The organism is Mangrovibacterium diazotrophicum (genome assembly GCF_003610535.1).
In the GTDB taxonomy this organism is placed as follows: domain Bacteria; phylum Bacteroidota; class Bacteroidia; order Bacteroidales; family Prolixibacteraceae; genus Mangrovibacterium; species Mangrovibacterium diazotrophicum.
The window spans coordinates 3774505-3794338 of sequence record NZ_RAPN01000001.1; the positions used below are offsets into that span (position 1 = coordinate 3774505).

Here is a 19834-nt window from a genome sequence, read left to right on the forward strand (position 1 = left end):
GTCATTTAAACGATAAACTCATTTAGCTCATGCTTTAGCAACCCCCAGTTGGGGATATGGGCGTCCAGAATTGCCGTAAAACGTGAATTGTGGAGTCTCTCAATCAGGTGGGTCATTTCGTGGGCAACGATATATTCGATGCAATGCGTTGGTTTTTTGATTAGTTCCAGATTGAAAATCAGGCGTTGGGTCTTGTGATTACAACTACCCCACATTGTCTTCATCTGTTTTATTTCCCAATGTTTTGCTTTCACTTGAAGTATTTCTTCCCATTTCTCGATCAACGGAGGAAGTGTGGCTTTCAATTCATTTCGGTACCATTCACGTAAAACCTCAGCTCGTTTTTCCGAATCAGAGCCACTACGTACGTGCAGATTGATAAATTGTGTGCCACTTAACGACACTGTAGGAGGAGCCTGCTGGTAGACTACATTCAATCGGTAACGTATACCTTTATAATAATGGTTTTCACCTGAAACATATTCTCGTTTGGTTTGACGAGCTTGGTTGTGAATCATTTCGATGCGCTTGTTTATCCAACTCAGTTTTGATATAATGTATAGTCGGATAGAGTCCTTTTGCATATTTGTTGGCGCCGATATATGTATCCTTGCGTCGGGAGGATAAACCGTTAGATGGATGTTTTTAATCTCTTTCCATTCAACTTCAACCGAAATTTTATTGACAGTAATTATCTCCATCAATATTCTTTTTGAGCAATAATTATACCCATAACTTCACGCACCTTCTCATCACGATTATCCGATAGTACCTTCTTAACTGCGTTTCTGACCTGCTTCATTTTCTGAGGAACGTCATTGTTTCTCCATCCATGTTTAGCATAGTTTACCACTGCCTCGTGAACTGCTAAAGCCAGTTCTTCATTTTTTTCGAGGTTGTCGTATAGTGCTTGTTTTCCTGAAGTATTGATTGTCGTTGGGTATTTCTTTTTCGTTTTTCCTCTTACTTCTCTGATTTTTTCAATCATCCTGTCAATCATCTCCTTGTAGGAAATTTTATCCGCTTGTTGGTCAAGAATAAGTTGGTTCAGTAATTCCGAAATCTTATCGAAATAGGCAGGGTTGTTGGGCCGCTCGTTGATAATCATTTTGCGCATGTTGGCAACAAGCGTTTCGGCTACCGAGCGTTGATTATTCTTTATGTCACTTGGTAATTTGTCAATTGCGCCCTCTCCTTCCAGATCAATCAGTTCAAGAAACGAAATATCTTCGAGTTTGAAGATTCCTTCACTATCTTCTGCACGTACGTAGTTGTCAATTAATTGACGCATGGCGGGGTCGTAGAATTTCAAATCCAGTGCGTCTCCACTTTTTAATTTAATTTCATCTTTCAGGTCGTTGTAGAAATCGACCTGTTTTTTTAATTCCGCGGCTTCAGAAGGACTGTATCCAGCATTTGCCATATCATTGGCAATGTCAATATATCTCCGAACAAGGGTTCCGACAAGTTTATAGAGCTTTTCCCGTTTTTCCGCATTGATTTCACATTCCACGCTTTGTTCTTCAGGCACGGTGCTTTCCCGATATACAAAGTATGCAAAGAAACCTTCTCGCGTTTGTGGATCAACGACTTCACAAAGCGTAACAACAGCTTGCAAGGCGTCTTCAAATCCTTTGCGACCTTCAGTTAGTCGATTAGTCAGTAATTTTGATATGTCTTCTTTGTCGTAACCTTCAAAGGCTTCGGAAGTGTAATCCTCAATGGCAGTACGGATACTACCGAATAAATCCTGGTAGTCGATGATATAGCCAAAATCTTTTTCTTCTGAATCTACTCTGTTAACTCGGCAAATGGCTTGAAAGAGATTATGGTCGCGCATCTTCTTGTCTACATATAAATAGGTTGCTGAAGGAGCATCAAACCCTGTTAGTAGTTTGTCTACAACTATCAATAACTTCATGGAGCCCGGATGGTCTTTAAATTCATTTTTCGCCCATGCTTCAAACTGCTCTGGATTTTTATCACCCATCATCCGTTTGGTGATTTCATACTTTATTTTTTCTTCGGTATCTCCGGCACCGGTTGCCTCGTCTTTTATATCAGAAGCATTCGCTTCGTAGCTGGTTACTACGGCACAATGTCCTTTCAAATCTGTATCCTGAAACAGTTCCCAGTAACGGCAAGCCTGATAAATACTGTCTGACACCAGCATCGCGTTTCCGTATCCGCATTGTAGCGCGCGTTTGGTGTCCATGTCCTGGCAGATATCAGCCACAATACGTTGCATGCGTTCTTTGCTGCTAAATAGCTTTTCCATACGAGCCCAGCGGTCTTTCAGCAAAGCTTTAGCGACATTGGATAAACCTCCGGTACGGTTTTCAAACCATTCATCTATCTTATTCTTGTTGCCGAGATATTGCGGTACATCTCTTGCTTCGTAACGAAGATCTAGAACAACCCTGTCGTCAACTGCTTCATCAAATTTGTAGGTATGAATGTAGGTGCCGAACGTTTCGAGGGAGTTCTTTTTATCGGACTTCAATAAAGGTGTACCTGTAAAACCGATGAGCATTACAGATTCGCCCATGATTGCTTTCATCGCTTCGTGTAGCATCCCTCCTTGGGTTCGGTGACATTCATCCACAAACACAAAAATATTTCCTTTGGGCCTGAAATTCAGCGGTAGTTTTTCCTGAACTTCTTTCAGATATTGTTCCACCGATTTGTTGGCTTTCTTTTTTCCCACTTCAGGCAAGTCGCTATCTGTTTTATTGCCGAATTTGTGTATCAAAGTACAAATTAACCAGGGATTTGCTTCGTCGAGCATTGAAATAAGCGATGCGCCAGATCTGGCCCGGGTGATGCTTTCATCCACTCCCTTGAACCCTGTTTCAATTTGTTCATCCAACTCATCACGGTCGGTAATCACCACAACGCGGGCATCGTCGACATTTTCGCGTATCCATTTGGCCAGCCAAATCATGGTTAGACTTTTCCCTGAACCCTGTGAGTGCCAGATGATACCACTGTCCTTTGTTCTTATACGCGGTTGTGCTGCCTGAATGGCGAAGTATTGGTTGGGACGGGCGGCTTTTTTGATGCCACCGTCAAAAATCAAGTAATCATGTATAAAGTCAAGCAAACGACTTTTATCGAAGAATTGCGTAATACTTCTATCCAGCTCATTCGGAATCGCTGGGTTCGGCTCTTTCCATCGTAACCAAAATTTTTCGGGTGTTTTTATTACACCATAATGTAATCCTTCCGTATCGTTTCCAGCTAAAACCAGCTGTACTGTAGTATAGAACTGAGGTATAAATTCGTCGGATTGATTGTCCAGATTCTGTCTAATCCCATGGTGCACGGACACGGTACTGCGTTTCAGTTCAATAACAGCCAATGCAATTCCGTTAATGTAGACAACAAGGTCGGGACGTTTGGTATTACGGCCTTTTACTGTTACTTCTTCGGCTACATAGAAATCGTTCGCCAATGGATTTTTCCAATCGATCAGGTGAACGTACTTTTTATTTTCGGAAGCTTCTCCGCTGATATTGACTCCGTAGCGAAGGAGGCCATACACTTCCTTGTTGGCATGATACAAACCAGCTGCAATGTTCCCGGCTGCCCGTTTCAACTGAGTGATGGCGCTACTTATTTCGGTAGCGGAGTATTGCTGTACTCCTTTCAGGTATCTGCGCAAATAGGCTTCTTCAATATTGCTGTTCTCCCTTTCATTCCAGTCTCCCAGATTGGAATACTTCAGCGATTTGTCTAACAACCGGATAATGCGCTTTTGGGTAGTGATTTCTTTTGAGCCGATTTGTTCCATGAATTTTTTTATTAAATTTCCGGGAGAAGTCTTGAAATTTTTCTGGGTTTAATATCTCCCCAAGGCATTGCACGGTTAATTGGATAGGTAATATATAAATGCCTTTTAGCCCTTGTTATTGCAACATATAAATTGTTTTTTTCCTGTTCTAATTCTAATCCGCCCTTTTGAACTGCTCTATAATCCGGAAAAGTCAAATCATCCATACCCATCAAAAATATAATTTCACTTTCCTGACCCTTCATGGTATGTACAGTGCTTAAAATCAAACCGTCATTTTTTTCATTCTGGAAAGTTTGACCTAAAGCCATTGCGTTTCTAAATGATGCAATTGATTTATCATCTATTAATTTTGCATAGTTATACCAGTGTTTCAAGATCTCCGTGAAGTCATAGTGAGCAAGATTAATCTCATCCTCTTCTTCTTTAAATACGCTATTAACATTCTCTAATTTGTTTTTCAAATTAGTTATAAGGTATTTGAAATTACTACCATCATCCTTTATCTTCAATACAAGTTCGAGTACCATCTTGTTAAGACCATCATCACAAGCTTTATGGATATCTTCTAATGCTGTTTTCCCTTTTACTTTGACTAAACTCAATATTTGGGAAATATGTAATTGGTCTTTTGGATTCACCTTTATTTGTAGGGCCAGATTTAACAGTTTGCCTGCATTGGATTCAAAACTTAACCCCTTAACGGAACTTTTGTAATAATACTTTTTATTATTCTTCTTTAATAATTCCTCCACAGGATATAAAATGAACTTATTTCGTGCGAGTACCGCGATATTTTCAAGTCTTATTTCTTCATCGATATCTTTAATCTTGCTTGCATCCAGTAATTCATTGATCTTATCGAATATCCACATAGCTTCTTCGTCTACTGTATCAAACTCATACAGTTCGCAGACCCCTTCTTTCACTAGATTCTTAATGTCTGATGCGTTCGGTATTAATTTATTTGCGTATTCAATTACTTTTCTTGCACTCCTGTAGTTTTCATATAAAACTATTTCTGTTGGATGAAAATCTACTTTAAATTGATCTGTCATCCATTTGCTACTTGAACCATTAAAGCCATATATCGCCTGTTTTGGATCGCCTACAAGCATTACATTTTTGTGTTCATCTCCAGTCAAAGATCTTAAAACCATGTATTGAGCTTTATTCAGATCTTGCGCTTCGTCAATGCATATATATTCGTAATTTCTTCTGTACAAGGCCGCGATATTAGAATTTTCAACAAACAATCTATAAGTCAGATACAGCAAGTCATCAAAGTCGATAGCATTGAGATTGCTCATAATTTCATTGTAATTTTTATAAACTAAAATTACGGATTGATCGTCAATCTCTTCGGTCAAATTTTCATCGAGAATTACTTCACGCTTTATCTGGGATATTATATCTAAAGCATCATGCCGAAATTTTTCTCTTTGTTTCTGATCCATACGTTCATATCTTATTTTCAAAGTAGGAGTCAGGATTATTGCAGCTTCCACAATTTTCATCCGATCATCCGTTTCCGAAAATACTAGAGGTAATTGGTTGTATCCTATTGCACTACCATGTTTTTCAAGAACTGAACTACAAAATGAATGAAACGTTCCGACAAACAATCTGTCTTGCATATCTATGTCTTCTTGTAACCGTTCCCTTATTTCTTCGCTAGCTTTATTCGTGAAAGTGATCGCAAGAATTTTCCGTTTAGTTTTTTGAACCAATCGTTTTATTCTTTCTGTCAGTACACGCGTTTTTCCACTGCCTGCGCTCGCAGTAACAAGTAGTGCTCCCTTGTCAAAAGCGGCAACTTCTTCCTGTATCTGGGATAATTGAATTTTAGTCATAATGTAAATCAGATTTTATTTGATTCAGCATCTTTATTACTAATGGTGGTAAAGCCTGTCGTGACTGGTAAATTGCATATGCGAATATAAGAGCCCATTCAGTTTTGTTGTTTTTTGCTTGATCTAAAACATATTGATTATTGTATAACCTGTCGATTTCAGCTTCTTTTCTTTGCCGATGTTGAATATTTACGCATTTGGGCAACTCTACAGATTTGACATAGGTGATAATGTCGTTTAAGAAATTTAATCTAACGATATATTTTTCAAAATCCTCATTCCCATCAATTATAAATATATTTTCCTCATTTTGAATGTTTGTAAATGATGTCCCCATTAGCTTTCTAACCGCAGCAGTCATTTTAGCTACCGGGTCAGGTTCGCCGTCACTAAATATATACCATGGAATATTAAATGCTTCCGCAAACTGAATAAAAGGGAAATAGGCTCCAGCACCACCTACCCCAATAAAATCAATCCCCAATTCGTATGCGGGTCGATTAAAATATTTTTCAGCTAATATTGGTAAAGCTTGTTCTTCGGTTTCTCCTTCAAATAAGACAATCGCTTTAGAAAAGAAGATTTCGCCGCGGGTATTTATCACTTTTTGTCTTAATTTTCTCTGCTCATCAGAGGTAAGTGAATCATAGTTAAATTCACCGCACTTTATTCGACCATTCTCTTTGTAAAGACCTCTTATTTCATTAAAGCCGGCACAAGAAGCGATATACGGTGAATGAGTTGAAATAATTTTTTGTCCAGGCATATCGTACATCTGACCATATAACTTTTTCTGAGCATTGGGATGCAAATGCGCTTCTGGTTCTTCGATGGCAATTATTGGGAAAAACGGAATATCTTCTGCCGCTGACAGAGTAGCATTTTGAGTAACAAATGCTTTGAATGTTAATAGTGAAGACCAGCTACGAGTACCCATACCATGATAATCCATTGTGAAACTATTGGCCGCTTCACCATAATGAATTGAAATATTCTTATTTAAATCTCGCAATTTTTTTGAAAAAGGACTTAACTCAATTTTAGAATCTTGTCTATCCATTGCAGTATCAACCCCTTTCAATACTGTCCTGATAGTCGAAAGAATATCGCTTTTTTGAACAGCCTGCTCATTTAGTTCTTTGATTAGTTCTTCTAATGCTCCGATATCAGCAGAAGAATACGACTTCGACACATCCGCGAGTAATTTACCTAAAAAAGAAGTTCTTTGTTTTAAGTCGTCAACAACATCTCTTTGAGCTTCAATGTAATAAAATGGCATCTTACTAAGATCTATTCTTGCTCTTGTTGTAGGTAAGTCTTGCCACTTCTGTCCCGCAGCAGGGGTCCACGATTTTAAGATTACTTGGCTCTTTTCAAATTCACTTTTGAGTCTGTTGTAGCTGAATATATTACGAAGTCCAACATAGTTCTGTGCTCCTTCAATTTGTATATTGTCAGCTGTAAATATAGTTTCCCAATCCTCTTCAAATTCATTTGCCGGTTTACCATCTGCACCAACAGGGATAATTCTAATATCTACAATTATCTGATCTGCTACGGAATTTTCGGCAATATTGAGGTCATCTACAGTCAAGAAAGTTCTGCTTCCTAAAGCCAACTGCAGTGCTTTAAGTACAGAAGTTTTACCAACATTGTTTGTCCCTGTGAGTACTGTTGAGTGACTTAGGCTTATCTCAAAGGCATCCAACCCTCTAAAACCAGAGACTCTTAATTGGTCTATTAGTATCCCCATAATATTTAATTTTTCATTAATCGTATTTTCCCCGTCAACAGCACCTGCATCATCCCAGCTTTTAGCTGAATATATTTATCGCGCTCTTCCTGCAATTGAGCTATTCCTTTGTCCATATCAGTTAGGATTTGGGCGATGACACATTGTTCAGGCTTTGTAGGAACAGGAATAAACACCTGTTCAAGATTCTTCTTTGAGACTCCAAATACCTTCATTCCAGTGGATAATTCAATCAACTGCTTTCTAACTTCATTAATTTTAAATATATAGCCTTTAAATCCATTTTCAAATACATCATTTCGGTCTCTTAAGAGTATGGTGTGTAAGCCGGAAATTGCCTTTTTATTTCCAATATTTTTTATTTCGACGCTCTTACAAAGTCCAGTGTAATCCTCGGAAGCATCGGCCATAATGATATCCCCATCACGTAAAAGCGGATAGCTTAGTCCCCTTTTCCCAATCACTTTCGGTAATTCAACAAAATTGAAGTCAATGAACTCATCGTATTTCGTATGAACATCACCATAATGGAGGCATTGAACGTTACCGACAGAACCTAATTGATCACGAGAAAAACTGGCTGTTGTGAGAAATTGGAAAGCATCTCCAACCTTAATAACTCCCCACCCATCTGGAATTAATCCAATCTCAGTTTCTTTGTATTTATTTCCTTCGCCAAACCCAGGCAACCTTTTCTTGCCGGTAAGCAGTTGTTGCATGGCTCCCTGCTTGATTTGTTGCTTTTTGGCTATCTTCTTATCCAGCGATGCTATTAAGGCATCGGTATCGCTAAGGGCCGTGGCAATGGCGGTTTGCTCTTGGTGGTCTTTCGGGCAGCAAATCGGGAGCTTCTTTACTATTGCCGCAGTATAGCTTTGTTGTTTTGTTCCTTGGCAGTATTTAAATGCCAGATAACTTCCGTATTGACGATAAAACCAGAACAGGTAATCTGTGGTCATCTTGCCAGTTCCGTTTAATGCTAAACACGACTGATTTGTGGTAGAAGGTGCTCCAATAATTGCACATCGGCCTCTTGTGCCTTCGGCTTCCAGTCCAGTTATTGCCATTAAAAATGTGCCAGGCTCATGTATTTTTAGATTTGTATTTTTTATAGCAGCTTCGGAAATATGCTCTAAAGTATCATATATAACGTTGTAATTCAATTCGCCGCTGGATATCCATCGTATTTTACCTTTATAATATTCCGCAATTGCCCTGTATGGAGTAGCTCCACTTGAAAATGTGATTAAAACATCTTTAAATGTACAATATCTCCAGTCAGATGGGACTTTCCCGAACTCTGTATTTATATATTTCCCTTTTTCTTCTTCCATGACCTTACAATTCAAATCCCATTAAAGCCAAATGTTTTTTTACCTTTTTTTCCAAATCCACAATATCGGTATCGATGGCCGATAGGGTTTGTTCGTACCGTTCGGCCAACTCGCTTACGCGGGTAGTCAGGTTTTGGCTAATTTGCAGCATTTCGCTGTCTAGCCGGGCAGCCAAAGTGGCGAACCATTTTTTCTCAACCACCAGTTGCTTGGTTTCCGTTTCTGTGAGTTGCCTGTATTTCGCAATCAGCATTTCAAGCAATTCGTATTTCAGTGCTTTTAGTACCCGTTTGCCATCCGAAATATCTTCTTTCAGTTCCATGTATTGTTCCAGAACTTTTATATCCTCTTTGGCGCTGGCTTTACCTTTCAATTCTTTCATTCGCTTTTTTACATTGCCATCGTTAATGGTGTCGTTAGCAAAATTGGAGCTGTCGAGATAGTTTTCGACTTCTTCTTCCAGCAATTCACTCAAAGCTGTTTCACTCTCTGCAATCTTTTCTTCGGCTGCCAATATCAACGCCTTCATATCGGCAAAATATTCGTCAATCACCACCGAAACGGGTAGGAGGTCGCATACCACCTCGTTGGGAGTAGTCGCTTTTTTCACTTTCACCGGCTTCAGGTTTCCATCTTTATCTTTTTTTGCAGCAGGTTGTGGCGTGTAAAGATTGGCTTTCCAACCGTCTGCAATAATCAGATAGGCATCGTCCTGCATGGTCTCGTTCCAGTAAGTCATCAATTGCTCGTACACGTCGTAGGCGTCAACCAGAAAGTTGTCGCTGGCGAACGCTTCCAATATAAGGTCCCCTAGTTCCTGAATCAGGCTCTTTGGTTTGCTTTCGGCATTCAGCCCATAAAGCATTGGCGAAACCTGCTCTTTCCATTGTTTGAAATGGGCTTTGTAGCTTTCGTCCTGTTCCACAAAATCGGGGTGTAGTTGTATGGTTTCCCGAATCTGTTCTTTTGTGCATTTCAGACTGTAATAACCATTTCTATCTGCATGAGGTAGAAATAAGGCATCTTTCAATACCGGGCAGGCGTCCCAGTAATGTTGCAACTGGTCAATATCGTGCTTGGGCAATCCTCCCTTGAGGTGCGCTTCAATATCCTGCAAAATCTCGGAGTCTTCCGATTCAATGTAGCGGGGCAGGTTCAGATTGTAGTCGTTGCGCACAATTTCTTCTTTCCCTACAAAACGCGCAAAATGAGAAATAGGCTTCTGTGCTTCCCATGTATCTACAATTTTCCTTACATCCTGTTCGCGCAAGCGGTTTTTCGGTCCATCCTTGGCATATCCGCCTTTGGCATCAATCATGAAAATACCTTTCCGGTTGGGGGCATCCTTTTTATCGAGTACAATTATGCAAGCAGGGATACCGGTGCCATAAAACAAGTTCGCGGGTAAGCCGATAATACCTTTGATAAATCCCTTTTCAATAATGTATTTGCGAATGGTCGCTTCAGCATTACCGCGGAACAGAACCCCGTGGGGCAAAATGCAGGCACCTTGTCCTGTTCTGTTATTCAAGGTGCGGACGATATGCAGTAGAAAAGCATAATCGCCATTCTTTTCTGGAGGAACGCCAATAGTACCTGTGTTCCACCGTCCGTAAACATCTTCTTCCAGCGCACTCTTCAGCCACGACTTAGTCGAGAATGGGGGATTGGCAACTACAAAATCAAAAGTCTCCAATGCATTGCTGTCGGTTGTTGATTTATGTTGTGGATTATTAATTGTATCACCTTGTTTAATGTCGGCCAAATCCTCACCATGCAAAATCATGTTCATTTTTGCCAGACCCACCGTGGCACTGTCTTTCTCTTGTCCATATAAGGTCGCGCCGTTGGGTGTCTCAGCCAGTGCCCGGAGCAGCAGCGAGCCCGATCCGCAAGCCGGGTCGTAAATGGTAGTCGATACACTTTGAGAATTTTGTAAGCCAATTACTTTGGCCATAATTCGGCTTACCTCGGCCGGTGTATAAAACTGACCTTTGCTTTTTCCACTTTCGCTGGCGAAGTGTTTCATCAAGTATTCATAGGCATCACCCATCAGGTCGTCGTCGTTGGCTCGGTTTTTCCCGAAATCCAGTCCCGACGATTGAAAGATACCAATCAGATTACTTACAGTGTCCACCAGGTCTTTGCCTTTGCCTAGTTTTTGTTCGTCGCAGAAATCAGCGACGTTAATAACCCCAGTCAAGTTGTTGGCTTCAGCCAACGCCGCCATTTTCTTGTTTAATTCTTCTCCGATGTTCGATTTACCTTTGAGTGAGACAAAGTCATCAAAAGAGCAACCTTCAGGTATCTCGATCATAGAATCAGCGTCGTTTTTATATTTGTCGCTAATATATTTTACAAACAGAACCACTAGCACATAATCCTTGTACTGACTGGCATCCATTCCTCCACGCAATTCATCACAGCTTTTCCAAAGAGTGCTGTATAACTCTGATTTTTTAATAGCCATTTTCTATTTTGTGTTGTGTAGAAAATTTATAGTATCCAAAAATGCACTTGCAACATCTTTTTCATCAGGGATAGCTGTAAATGCCAGTTGAGAAAGTTCGTTGCGGTATGTTTCTTTAATTTTGTTCCACTGAGAGTTGAAGTCAGTGAGTAAAACTGATGTTGCTATTGTTTTATTCTGCCATCCTCCCGGTTCTTTAAATGTTTTTTGATCGTGTTTAAATAGCTCTGCAAAATCGTTGTTGAAATTATCGGACTTTAAATATTCTTGGCATTCCATGTCGTTGAATAAGTAATATATATCATAGAAATGACGTATTTTAGAAGCTATTGCAGTTGTTGGATTTTCTGAAAAGGAAAAACGGATTAATGAAACGAGTTTTTCAATCATCGTCCGCCGCTTGTCCAATACGTTAATCGAAAATGGATCAATTAGATATTGAGAAATCAAGTGTTGGTTGTTGGTTCTCTCCAGAAAATCAGTGATAAAGCTTTTAACTTGCTTTGCTTCGAAAGGATACGGATTGGCGAATGTATTGATCTCAACCAATAGGTTTCCTGAACTCACTGCAGATTTTGGGGTCTGTCCCAATATATTGGGGTAGGCATAAACGGCTTTGTAAAAGTGAGAACCCTTACTGGTGAACCCGTCTAGTGGTATTTCCTGCAATCCAACAGTCATTTCTTTGGCTACTTTCTTTATCAATGTTTTCAGTTGATTGCCGGTAAAGGAACTGGAGTCAATCACGGCGATGTCTATATCCTCAGAAAATCGGTCCACCAAGCGGTATGCTTTTGACAGTGAAGTACCGCCTTTGAACACTAGCCTGTCGGCTTCATTGCTTTGAGACATTAACTGCAATGAATACGTTATCCAATAATCTTTTTCGATGTAGTTTGGTAAGATGGAAAAATATTCCGCGGTAGCTAGCAGAACATCTGTAAATAGCTTTTTATCGTTATGCAGTGTCATCTTATCCTCCATTCATTTTTTGTTGCGAGTACTGTTTCTGAAATCGGTATATTGTACTCTGTAACTGGATTGAGTGAATCTTTTATCTTTTTTAAAATACTTTCGTCAGCTCCTGACATCTCCAGTATCGCGCCGCTAAGTGCCTGTACAAAAGGTGCATATTTTAATGACAGGGTTGCAAGTGTGGCCTTTTTTTCTTCGGTTAATTTGCTCACAATCGATATTAAGCGAGAGCAAGCCTCTTCTGGGGTTGTTGCCGGTATTTCTTTGATAAATCGAATTGCATCTAAGATTCGTAATAGTTCAATGTTCTTCTTTGTTATCTTATTGGGTTGAACGATAAACGAGATCGTGTACATCCCTCGTTTTACTGCCCGGCGATACTTGTTTGTGCCGATATGCAGGGTTGAAGGAATCTGAGTCGTTAGTCCCATACTATTGAACGCGGAGTACCCCGAGATATACCCAACTAGTTCTCCATTTTGTTCTAAAAAATCTTTCGCTATTTGGTAAGATGAGGGTTTCAGTGCTCCAAACTGAGTCTTCCGCGGTTTATAAAATCGGCCTTTGGAAAGCTTGCTTATTTTTCCCGTTGCAACCATTCTATTTAAGGCTTTTACTACTGCCGATTTGTTGCTCACCTCTATGTCAAAATCACTATAGGTGAAAATGTAGTCTGCAGGAAATCGGTCAATTGTATTGGCTATTCTGTCTGATACTTTCATCTAATTAGTTTTGGCTAAATATAGAATATTTGTCCCGTTTTTTACGTAGAAAACGGGACAAATATTTAGAGATATTAATCATGATTGACTGTGGTTGCACGATGTGATGATTTGTTGGAAGTGTCGTTTATGGAAGAGAGAACCAGCAAAAAGAAAACAGAGCCAGAATTACCAGAATCAGAAATGCCACAAAATAGAGAAACCACTTTGGGATGATGGTTTTTGAATTGATGACCTGTTGGTGCTCTTTTAGTAATTTCTCAAGGTGGTCGGTCTTTACTTCAACTACCAGTTTGGTCGTTTTCAGTTCCCGAAGCTGGCGGTCAATCTCCGGAGCGATTTCGTTGATGTTTTTGGTTGTTATTTGGAGCTTGTCTATTTCGTCTGTTAGTATACTTAGTAAGACTTGTTGTGATAGCTTCTCTCTCATGGCTTAACGTTTTAATTTGAAACTGTATTGATTTTTGTTGAATAGCTTTTGAAGGTTAGCAGCGCTTAGTGACCGATGCACTGCACTGGCTTTGATTGAAGAATCATCCATCTTGAAACTGGCTCCCACTAATTTGCCGTTTGATGCGAATTTCGGAAGGACCTCGATCCCGCAGGCCCGCATCACAGAGGTATAGTCGGCGATACTTTTCGGACGCGTTTTCAATGCTGTATCGTGAGCTGATAATACTTTTTCTTTTCGCCGGTCTTCTTTTGCCAGTTGAACCTGTTTGGCCGAGATGAGTTGATGCTCGAGCGCAATACGGTCTGCCAGGCGCTGAGTCTTCTTCCCAATGTAATTGTCTTTGTAAGCACGCCCGCGTTCATTCACCCGGTTTACGAAAATGTGAAGATGGGCGTGTTCCCGGTCCCGATGAAGGTAGGCTATATACTGATGGTTTTCCAGCTGCATGTGTTTTAGAAATTCAACAGATAGTTGACCAAACTCGGAGTTGGTCAGCTTCAGTCCATCTTCGATTGCCGGACTCAGGACAAAAGAGAATGAATTCCGGTGGCAGCGGTTGTTCAGGTTTTGAAATATGCGAAACTCCCGGGCTATCTCTTTGCCACTGTTGTTTGCTACAAGATTTCGGGAGACTTCGACCGCTTTCATTTTTAGGCGGGCGTAATCAATGGCGTTGGACACGTGTGATATACTCTTTGCTTTACCAATCATTGTTCAAATCGTTTGAGGTGTTCATTTAGCTGCGTGATGACAAACTCCAGATCTTCCAGGATTCTGTCATTTTTGTTGAACCGGTCACTTTTAATCAAATTGGAAATTGATTTAAAGTTGCGGTGAAATTTATGAAGGTCCTGGTAGGCTTGGAGCTCTTCGGGCGAAAAGCGTAAAGTGACCTTCTTGTCAAAAACAGCCTTGCGGGCAAAGCTGCTGGTGCTGAGATTGACGCGCTTTGCGGCAAGTTCAATCGCCTTCTTTTCGATTCCGCTTACGCGAAAGGAAACATACGACGTACGAGTAGGGAGTTGTTTTCTTCGTGGCATAAATTACGATAGTAATTTGTGCTCTCTTTGCGAGTTTAGGAGCAAAGCAAGATTGTATTTGTGCAACAAAGACACATCTTGAAATAGCCAACCGCTGCGATGAACGCGAGAGCTTAAAATGAAGTGGGACGCACGGTCAAGAATTCTCGAACTGACTGCGAAAGTAGCAGGCAGGAGAGCAGGATAATCCATTGTGTGGATTGTCCGGGAGGGATTCTTGCCGGGCATGTTCTGGGGAGAATTAAGCTCGGCAAGAGTGGAAGGCGTTTGGCTATTAAGGTTATCTAGGATTGTATAACTGTCAGATGTATTCATTGTCAGTCTATTTCTGTTTTCGAATTTTGGCTACCTACTTACCTGTGATTTGTATTTCAGGTGTTTAGAACACCGTAGGATTAGAGTTCCATCTTACCAAAGTTACCTTTCAGGTAAGTTAGGTAAGAACCAGGTAACTTGAAGGATGAGACCTTACCTGTATCGAAGTCCCTTGGATAAAGGCTTGCAGCTGGAGAGGTAAGAAGGTTAGAATAACTACTCAAGGGCCCAAATCGGAGTTTGGTTTCGCTAGATAGCCCCATACCTGACGTTTGGAATGTTTAACCCGTTGGAAATTGAACCCGGATAGCGCTTTGCCGATGTTGATGTGATTCAGCCTAACATTTAAACAGTTTAACTCCATAACGATATCTGAGGCTGTACGGAATTCTTCGAATTCCACGGCCTTTTCGTAATATTTGGCAATTAACTCCTGTTCTGTTGTCAATCGCATGTACTTTTGATTCCGAACCTCGTTCTCTGAAATGTCTTGAACAGTTAACTCCGGGTAAAAATCAGGTGAAAAGTAAGCCAGATGATATGCCTGCGCCCAAACCTGGTTAATATCCATTTCTTTTGAATAGGCAAAGTCAATCCTGTCTTTCAGCTCAAAACATAGCCACCTGACAGAACCGGTCTCATCATTCAAAAAAGAACTCATGTTAGTGGAGCCAATAAAAGAGCAGATCCGCGGTAGGTTAGTGTTCTTCCGGTCATATGGAAGACGTTCATTGATGAACGTCTTCGAAAAAAAAGCTTTCAGGGCATTTACGTCTTTTTTAGAAAGTACTGCAAGCTCGTCAAGATTGAATAGAAAGTTGCGGCATAACTGTATCCGAGCATCTTTATCGCCGCTGATGTCTTCGGCCATATAGGGATAGAGGGTGGATGGGCAGAGGAAACGACACCATGTCGATTTTCCTGAACTCTGGCCTTTATGACTGATGATAAAAGCTTGCTTGTTGAAATAAGTTGGTTCGAGAGCGCACTTTACCGCTCGCACGATCCACTTTTTGAAATGATATTCGAAGGCTTGAGGCTCGTAGGTTGGCACATACGAACAATGTTTTTTGATGTAATCAGTCCCATCCCACTTCGGGAGGGAAGTGAAGTATTCCAGAATGGGATTGTACTTCTCAATTAATTCTGATTTGATCAGAATTTCTAATTTTCCAGGACTGGCATCTATTCCACATTTCGCGAGTTCTATAAGTAGGGAGTTTGTGTTAAGATCATACCATTCACGACCGTCTTTCAATGAAATCTGGTAGTCCTGAGAAATCTGATTGTAGCGGATGTCGTATTTCTCAAACAGATAGTCACTAACGTAGTCGTAGATTGTCTTCTTTTTGGGGTTCTCAACCCGATAAAGGTTGTTCTCATTTGTTGTCATAATACAAATGTTATTTATGAAAATCGTATATTTATTAGTCGGTTATCCGGTAAAGAAATGGGTTGGCTGAAAGCGTGAGGCATTTGCCTTACGCTTTCTTCTTTTTATTATTAAGGATGTAATTCGGAGCTTGCCGCTCTATGTCCTCCATAGTAAGCGTAGGACGTTTGAGCAACCATTCGTCCAGCTTTTCGCGATCAAAGAAGATTATTTTCCCGGTTGGTTTGGAATGAGGAATGACGCGTGAACTGGTTAACTTGTACATGTAACTGCGTGATATACCTGTGTAATCACAAGCTTCATCAAAGTTGAGCACCTTTTTTGTTGCCTTGAATAAAATACGTTCTATTCGTTCCAGGCGTTCTGATAATTTTAAATCGTCCATTGTTCTTGTTTTTCGGTTAACATAGGACAAAAGCGCTTTTGTTTTCTTTTTGAGGAAATCCTGTAACAAAGGAAAAGACTAGCAATCACTCCTAAAAGAACTATAAGCGATGTTGTAGGTCAATTTATAGCTTGAAAGTATTTGTAATGGGTTTGTAGTTAGTGTGTTGTGTTTTGCTTATTTTTTATGGCGGATTGGATAGCTTTTCTAATTTGTAGCTGTTCATTGGTGGAACGAGCCGATTTTTTCCAATGAGATATTATCGAATCGTCGGTTGAGATGATATTTCCCTGTTCATCGCGGAAATAAGTTTCTACGATATTTTTAAGCTCTTGCCGGTTTAACCGGTTCGAACTAATCAGACCTGGGAACAATTCGATTATAAGCTCAAACAGTGTTTGTCGGTTGGCCGGTGTATTGGAGCTCTCTCCTTTTTCTTTCCAGACAATTGGTTTGGATCGCTTAAGTGGTTTCCGCTTAACTAGCCTGGAAAAGGTGACAAGCTTGCATTCCATATAATTTAATTCCGCCGTAAGTATGAGGTAGGCATGATGAATAGACTCATCTGTTTTCAATACACAATCACTGTTATAGTCCTGAAATTTAATGGCGATCTCTTCCGTTATATGTATTGCTTTGTTCGCAAATCTTTTGGTCCAAACGAAATGAAGAAAGGCTGCGCAAAAAAGAACGAGTATTAGTGCAATATATTCCGCCGTTATCGTGAGTTTGGAGGGATTAGAGTCAATTAGGTCTTTTATTCCACGATGTAGTACATAAGCCACCCCTCCGAAAAGGAGGTAGAAAAATATTCTTGGCTTGTCAATTTGGTTATCCCAACTTGAGGGTAAGTTGAGCATGAAGGGCATAAATACCTGGGCAATAAGCCGTCTTAGTAGTAGAGCTAAAGGAACGGCAAATGCTAAAGCGAATATCCAATTGACAATCTGAATTGAAAGCATTATAACTGGCTTTGAGGTGGTCGCGTTTTTATCGACTGTTTTCTTTTAGTGAGAAATATATTGTTTTCTAGAATAAAGTCAAGAGAGACAGTCTATTTTAAGCCGGTTCTTGTCAATAAGTTAACTCGTGGTACTGGACGAAGTTGGAGGGAGTTTGTTATCCTTGGTCTTGATCTCTTAAGTTGAGGTAAGCGTTATTTAAGATTTTGCTCAAAAACTTAAATAAGCGCATTGCTAGTTTAAGTTTAATCCAAATGACTTAAATAAGGGGGCGGCTATTAGAGCGGGTTAATAGTATTATGAATTATAAAATTGGAGTAAAAGTCGTCTTAAAACCGTCGACAACAGTATTGTCATAGCACCAAAACGGAGCAATAACATATTCTCCAGGAATGATAGTCAATCATCCAATCTTCAAAAAGAAGAAAAGTCTTTGCAAGCTGGACGGCTGAAAAAGCAAAACTGTTCTTCCCCGAATAAAACTTAATACTTGGTATTTGCCAAACAAGTAAGGAGGAAAGAGCACTAGGCTTGGTCTTTCTTTTTCGAAACGCCGTGCTGCTAATTTAGCTTTTGTTGCTTTAGTTAGTTTATAATTTTTATCTGAAAATACAATCTAGATATGATTGGGAGATTAAGAGTTCAATGGATGAAGTCGTGCACACTGGAATAATATTGATCCGTTAGTGGAATTTTCACTCCCCCTCAAAAAAAATTTATTCAAATTTTTTTTCACCTACGATTTATCGATTATTAATATGGGATTCAGATTCGGGCTCATAAGTGAATTCTTTTTGGGTGGGTTTTGATAACCTGTTTTATATCAATGAATTCGATTAAAATATAATTAAATTAAGCATTGATATTTGTCAACTGCAGTAAGGGGTTACATCATGGAATACGGAGGTATAAAGCGATGTTTAGTAGGAAATAACGGAAACTGATGTGTCAATCTCAACTAGAATAGAACTGGAATACCGCAAAAGATTCGTGTTAATTTCAGTGCAAAAGGTTCTCGGTTCTTATGACTGATTTTCACAATAGTTCTAGTTGATTTAATGGCGACGTTTATGTTTTCAAAGTATTATGAGATCGCATTTTCTAAATAGTAAATAATACCCCAAAATCTTAAAGAATTATGAAAAAGCTTATTTTAACAGTACTGCCATGTTTGTTTTTTGCGAGCCTTTATGCCCAAATAAAAGTGGTAACAGATGGTTCGCTGGAAGTAAACACGTATGGTACAGTGCATGTCTCTCAAACAATAACTACTGGCGATGCAAGTGGTTTTGATTTTAATACAGCATCGACGATTCCTGGATTCTTGTTCGAACAAGACAGGTCGGAAAGCTCCGGTTTCTATTGTGACGGAGATATTGTTGCAATATATAGCCCGGGTGATCGTGACCGGTTATTGAGAATGTATGATTCTGACGCAGGAATGGTTGAAAAATGGTATCTCGATGGAAATGGCAACGCTTACACGATAAGTGATGAGCGATCAAAAAAGAATATCACTGATATTCAAAACAGCCTGTCTCTGCTAATAACACTTAAAGCCAAGAAATACAATTACATCGGAAATGACAAAGAAAAGTATGGTAAAGCTGAAGAGAATAAATTTGATTCGTCGCAAAAGCAATACTATGGATTCTTAGCTCAAGACGTGGAAAAAGTATTTCCGAATGTTGTTTCGGAAGATGAAGATGGTAACAAGTTCGTTTGCTATACCCAATTAATCCCGGTAATAATAGAAGGCGTTCAAGAACAGCAGGAAACAATCGATCAACAGCAAGAAGAAATAGACTTATTAAAAGCTCAAGTAGAAGATCTCGCCACCAAATTGTCAGCCTTAATTTCAGCTAAATAATTCAATTCGACCTCAAAGCCTTAATTACATAGCAATCCAAATTTAGATATTAATCTGTAATTATAGAGATATGAAACACCTGATATTAAGTGTGTCCATATTGGGCCTCGTAATCTTTGCGGGAACAAATGAAGTAAGTGCTCAAAGCAAAATTTATTTTGAGTATGATGGCTCCGGTAATCGTGAACTTAGAACCATCACTTTAAATAAAAGTGCTACGATCAATTCCGAAAAACAGGAAGAAGAAATTGTAATTGAAGATCAGTTAGAGAATCAAGCAATTCTCATTTACCCTAATCCGACAAAAGGAATACTTCGCATCGATATAGCAGAACTCAATGGTATTAACATGGTCGTCGGGATTTATGATTCGAATGGACGCTTGTTAATAAACCAATCCCTGAAAGAAAATACTAGCCAATTTGATCTATCTGCTTATCCTTCCGGATTGTATTTTCTGATAATTAAATCTAACGATGAAAAGAGAGAGTGGAAAATTATCAAGGAATAAAATT

General features: G+C 39.7%; 16 protein-coding genes. 2 read left to right on the plus strand and 14 right to left on the minus strand.

The window, feature by feature from the left end; genetic code table 11:
• Positions 1–5: 5 nt before the first annotated feature.
• From BC643_RS14860 to BC643_RS14925, 14 genes are all read right to left on the minus strand, one after another.
• On the minus strand, positions 6–701 hold the full coding sequence (locus BC643_RS14860; protein ID WP_120273827.1) for a M48 family metallopeptidase: 696 nt from the start codon (positions 699–701) through the stop codon (positions 6–8).
• Positions 701–3793, minus strand: coding sequence for a type I restriction endonuclease subunit R (locus BC643_RS14865; RefSeq protein ID WP_120273828.1), 3093 nt, complete (start codon positions 3791–3793; stop codon positions 701–703). The genes BC643_RS14860 and BC643_RS14865 overlap by 1 nt, the downstream gene beginning before the upstream one ends.
• 11 nt (positions 3794–3804) lie before the next feature.
• Positions 3805–5646 carry an ATP-dependent helicase gene (locus tag BC643_RS14870; protein ID WP_120273829.1) on the minus strand — a complete coding sequence of 614 codons (1842 nt, stop codon included), beginning with the start codon at positions 5644–5646 and terminating at the stop codon, positions 3805–3807.
• Complete coding sequence (locus tag BC643_RS14875; RefSeq protein WP_120273830.1) at positions 5639–7399, minus strand: ATP-dependent nuclease; 1761 nt, start codon at positions 7397–7399, stop codon at positions 5639–5641. Before BC643_RS14875 ends, BC643_RS14870 begins: the two co-directional genes overlap by 8 nt.
• Positions 7400–7404: 5 nt before the next feature.
• Positions 7405–8733 carry a restriction endonuclease subunit S gene (locus BC643_RS14880; RefSeq protein ID WP_120273831.1) on the minus strand — a complete coding sequence of 443 codons (1329 nt, stop codon included), beginning with the start codon at positions 8731–8733 and terminating at the stop codon, positions 7405–7407.
• A 4-nt stretch (positions 8734–8737) separates the two neighbouring features.
• Positions 8738–11203 carry a type I restriction-modification system subunit M gene (locus BC643_RS14885; RefSeq protein ID WP_120273832.1) on the minus strand — a complete coding sequence of 822 codons (2466 nt, stop codon included), beginning with the start codon at positions 11201–11203 and terminating at the stop codon, positions 8738–8740.
• Between the two features lie 3 nt (positions 11204–11206).
• On the minus strand, positions 11207–12187 hold the full coding sequence (locus tag BC643_RS14890) for a nucleotidyl transferase AbiEii/AbiGii toxin family protein (RefSeq protein ID WP_120273833.1): 981 nt from the start codon (positions 12185–12187) through the stop codon (positions 11207–11209).
• Complete coding sequence (locus BC643_RS14895) at positions 12172–12900, minus strand: DUF6088 family protein (protein WP_120273834.1); 729 nt, start codon at positions 12898–12900, stop codon at positions 12172–12174. Before BC643_RS14895 ends, BC643_RS14890 begins: the two co-directional genes overlap by 16 nt.
• A 127-nt stretch (positions 12901–13027) precedes the next feature.
• Complete coding sequence (locus tag BC643_RS14900) at positions 13028–13330, minus strand: hypothetical protein (protein WP_120273835.1); 303 nt, start codon at positions 13328–13330, stop codon at positions 13028–13030.
• A gap of 3 nt (positions 13331–13333) precedes the next feature.
• Entirely contained in the window at positions 13334–14065 is a 732-nt protein-coding gene (locus BC643_RS14905; protein WP_120273836.1) for a relaxase/mobilization nuclease domain-containing protein, read from the minus strand.
• Positions 14062–14394 carry a plasmid mobilization protein gene (locus BC643_RS14910; RefSeq protein ID WP_120273837.1) on the minus strand — a complete coding sequence of 111 codons (333 nt, stop codon included), beginning with the start codon at positions 14392–14394 and terminating at the stop codon, positions 14062–14064. The genes BC643_RS14905 and BC643_RS14910 overlap by 4 nt, the downstream gene beginning before the upstream one ends.
• A gap of 535 nt (positions 14395–14929) precedes the next feature.
• Positions 14930–16102: a VapE domain-containing protein gene (locus BC643_RS14915; RefSeq protein WP_120273838.1), complete on the minus strand. Its 1173-nt coding sequence runs from the start codon at positions 16100–16102 to the stop codon at positions 14930–14932.
• Positions 16103–16190: 88 nt separating this feature from the next.
• The gene (locus BC643_RS14920) at positions 16191–16487 is read right to left on the minus strand and encodes a helix-turn-helix transcriptional regulator (protein ID WP_120274308.1); all 297 of its coding nucleotides are present in this window, start codon (positions 16485–16487) and stop codon (positions 16191–16193) included.
• 158 nt (positions 16488–16645) lie between these two features.
• Positions 16646–17449, minus strand: a complete 804-nt coding sequence (locus BC643_RS14925; protein ID WP_120273839.1) for a hypothetical protein — start codon at positions 17447–17449, stop codon at positions 16646–16648.
• Between the two features lie 1138 nt (positions 17450–18587).
• Between BC643_RS14925 and BC643_RS14930 the strand changes: the two genes are divergently transcribed.
• Positions 18588–19319 (plus strand): tail fiber domain-containing protein, encoded by a 732-nt coding sequence (locus BC643_RS14930; protein WP_120273840.1) that lies wholly within the window; start codon positions 18588–18590, stop codon positions 19317–19319.
• Between the two features lie 70 nt (positions 19320–19389).
• Positions 19390–19830: a T9SS type A sorting domain-containing protein gene (locus BC643_RS14935; RefSeq protein ID WP_120273841.1), complete on the plus strand. Its 441-nt coding sequence runs from the start codon at positions 19390–19392 to the stop codon at positions 19828–19830.
• The last annotated feature ends 4 nt before the right edge of the window (positions 19831–19834 follow it).

Excerpts from the sequence above, each read along its gene's own strand:
- BC643_RS14860 (WP_120273827.1), bottom strand. The coding sequence starts at position 701 with ATGGAGATAATTACTGTCAATAAAATTTCGGTTGAAGTTGAATGGAAA.
- BC643_RS14865 (WP_120273828.1), bottom strand. The coding sequence starts at position 3,793 with ATGGAACAAATCGGCTCAAAAGAAATCACTACCCAAAAGCGCATTATC.
- BC643_RS14870 (WP_120273829.1), bottom strand. The coding sequence starts at position 5,646 with ATGACTAAAATTCAATTATCCCAGATACAGGAAGAAGTTGCCGCTTTT.
- BC643_RS14875 (WP_120273830.1), bottom strand. The coding sequence starts at position 7,399 with ATGGGGATACTAATAGACCAATTAAGAGTCTCTGGTTTTAGAGGGTTG.
- BC643_RS14880 (WP_120273831.1), bottom strand. The coding sequence starts at position 8,733 with ATGGAAGAAGAAAAAGGGAAATATATAAATACAGAGTTCGGGAAAGTC.
- BC643_RS14885 (WP_120273832.1), bottom strand. The coding sequence starts at position 11,203 with ATGGCTATTAAAAAATCAGAGTTATACAGCACTCTTTGGAAAAGCTGT.
- BC643_RS14890 (WP_120273833.1), bottom strand. The coding sequence starts at position 12,187 with ATGGAGGATAAGATGACACTGCATAACGATAAAAAGCTATTTACAGAT.
- BC643_RS14895 (WP_120273834.1), bottom strand. The coding sequence starts at position 12,900 with ATGAAAGTATCAGACAGAATAGCCAATACAATTGACCGATTTCCTGCA.
- BC643_RS14900 (WP_120273835.1), bottom strand. The coding sequence starts at position 13,330 with ATGAGAGAGAAGCTATCACAACAAGTCTTACTAAGTATACTAACAGAC.
- BC643_RS14905 (WP_120273836.1), bottom strand. The coding sequence starts at position 14,065 with ATGATTGGTAAAGCAAAGAGTATATCACACGTGTCCAACGCCATTGAT.
- BC643_RS14910 (WP_120273837.1), bottom strand. The coding sequence starts at position 14,394 with ATGCCACGAAGAAAACAACTCCCTACTCGTACGTCGTATGTTTCCTTT.
- BC643_RS14915 (WP_120273838.1), bottom strand. The coding sequence starts at position 16,102 with ATGACAACAAATGAGAACAACCTTTATCGGGTTGAGAACCCCAAAAAG.
- BC643_RS14920 (WP_120274308.1), bottom strand. The coding sequence starts at position 16,487 with ATGGACGATTTAAAATTATCAGAACGCCTGGAACGAATAGAACGTATT.
- BC643_RS14925 (WP_120273839.1), bottom strand. The coding sequence starts at position 17,449 with ATGCTTTCAATTCAGATTGTCAATTGGATATTCGCTTTAGCATTTGCC.
- BC643_RS14930 (WP_120273840.1), top strand. The coding sequence starts at position 18,588 with ATGAAAAAGCTTATTTTAACAGTACTGCCATGTTTGTTTTTTGCGAGC.
- BC643_RS14935 (WP_120273841.1), top strand. The coding sequence starts at position 19,390 with ATGAAACACCTGATATTAAGTGTGTCCATATTGGGCCTCGTAATCTTT.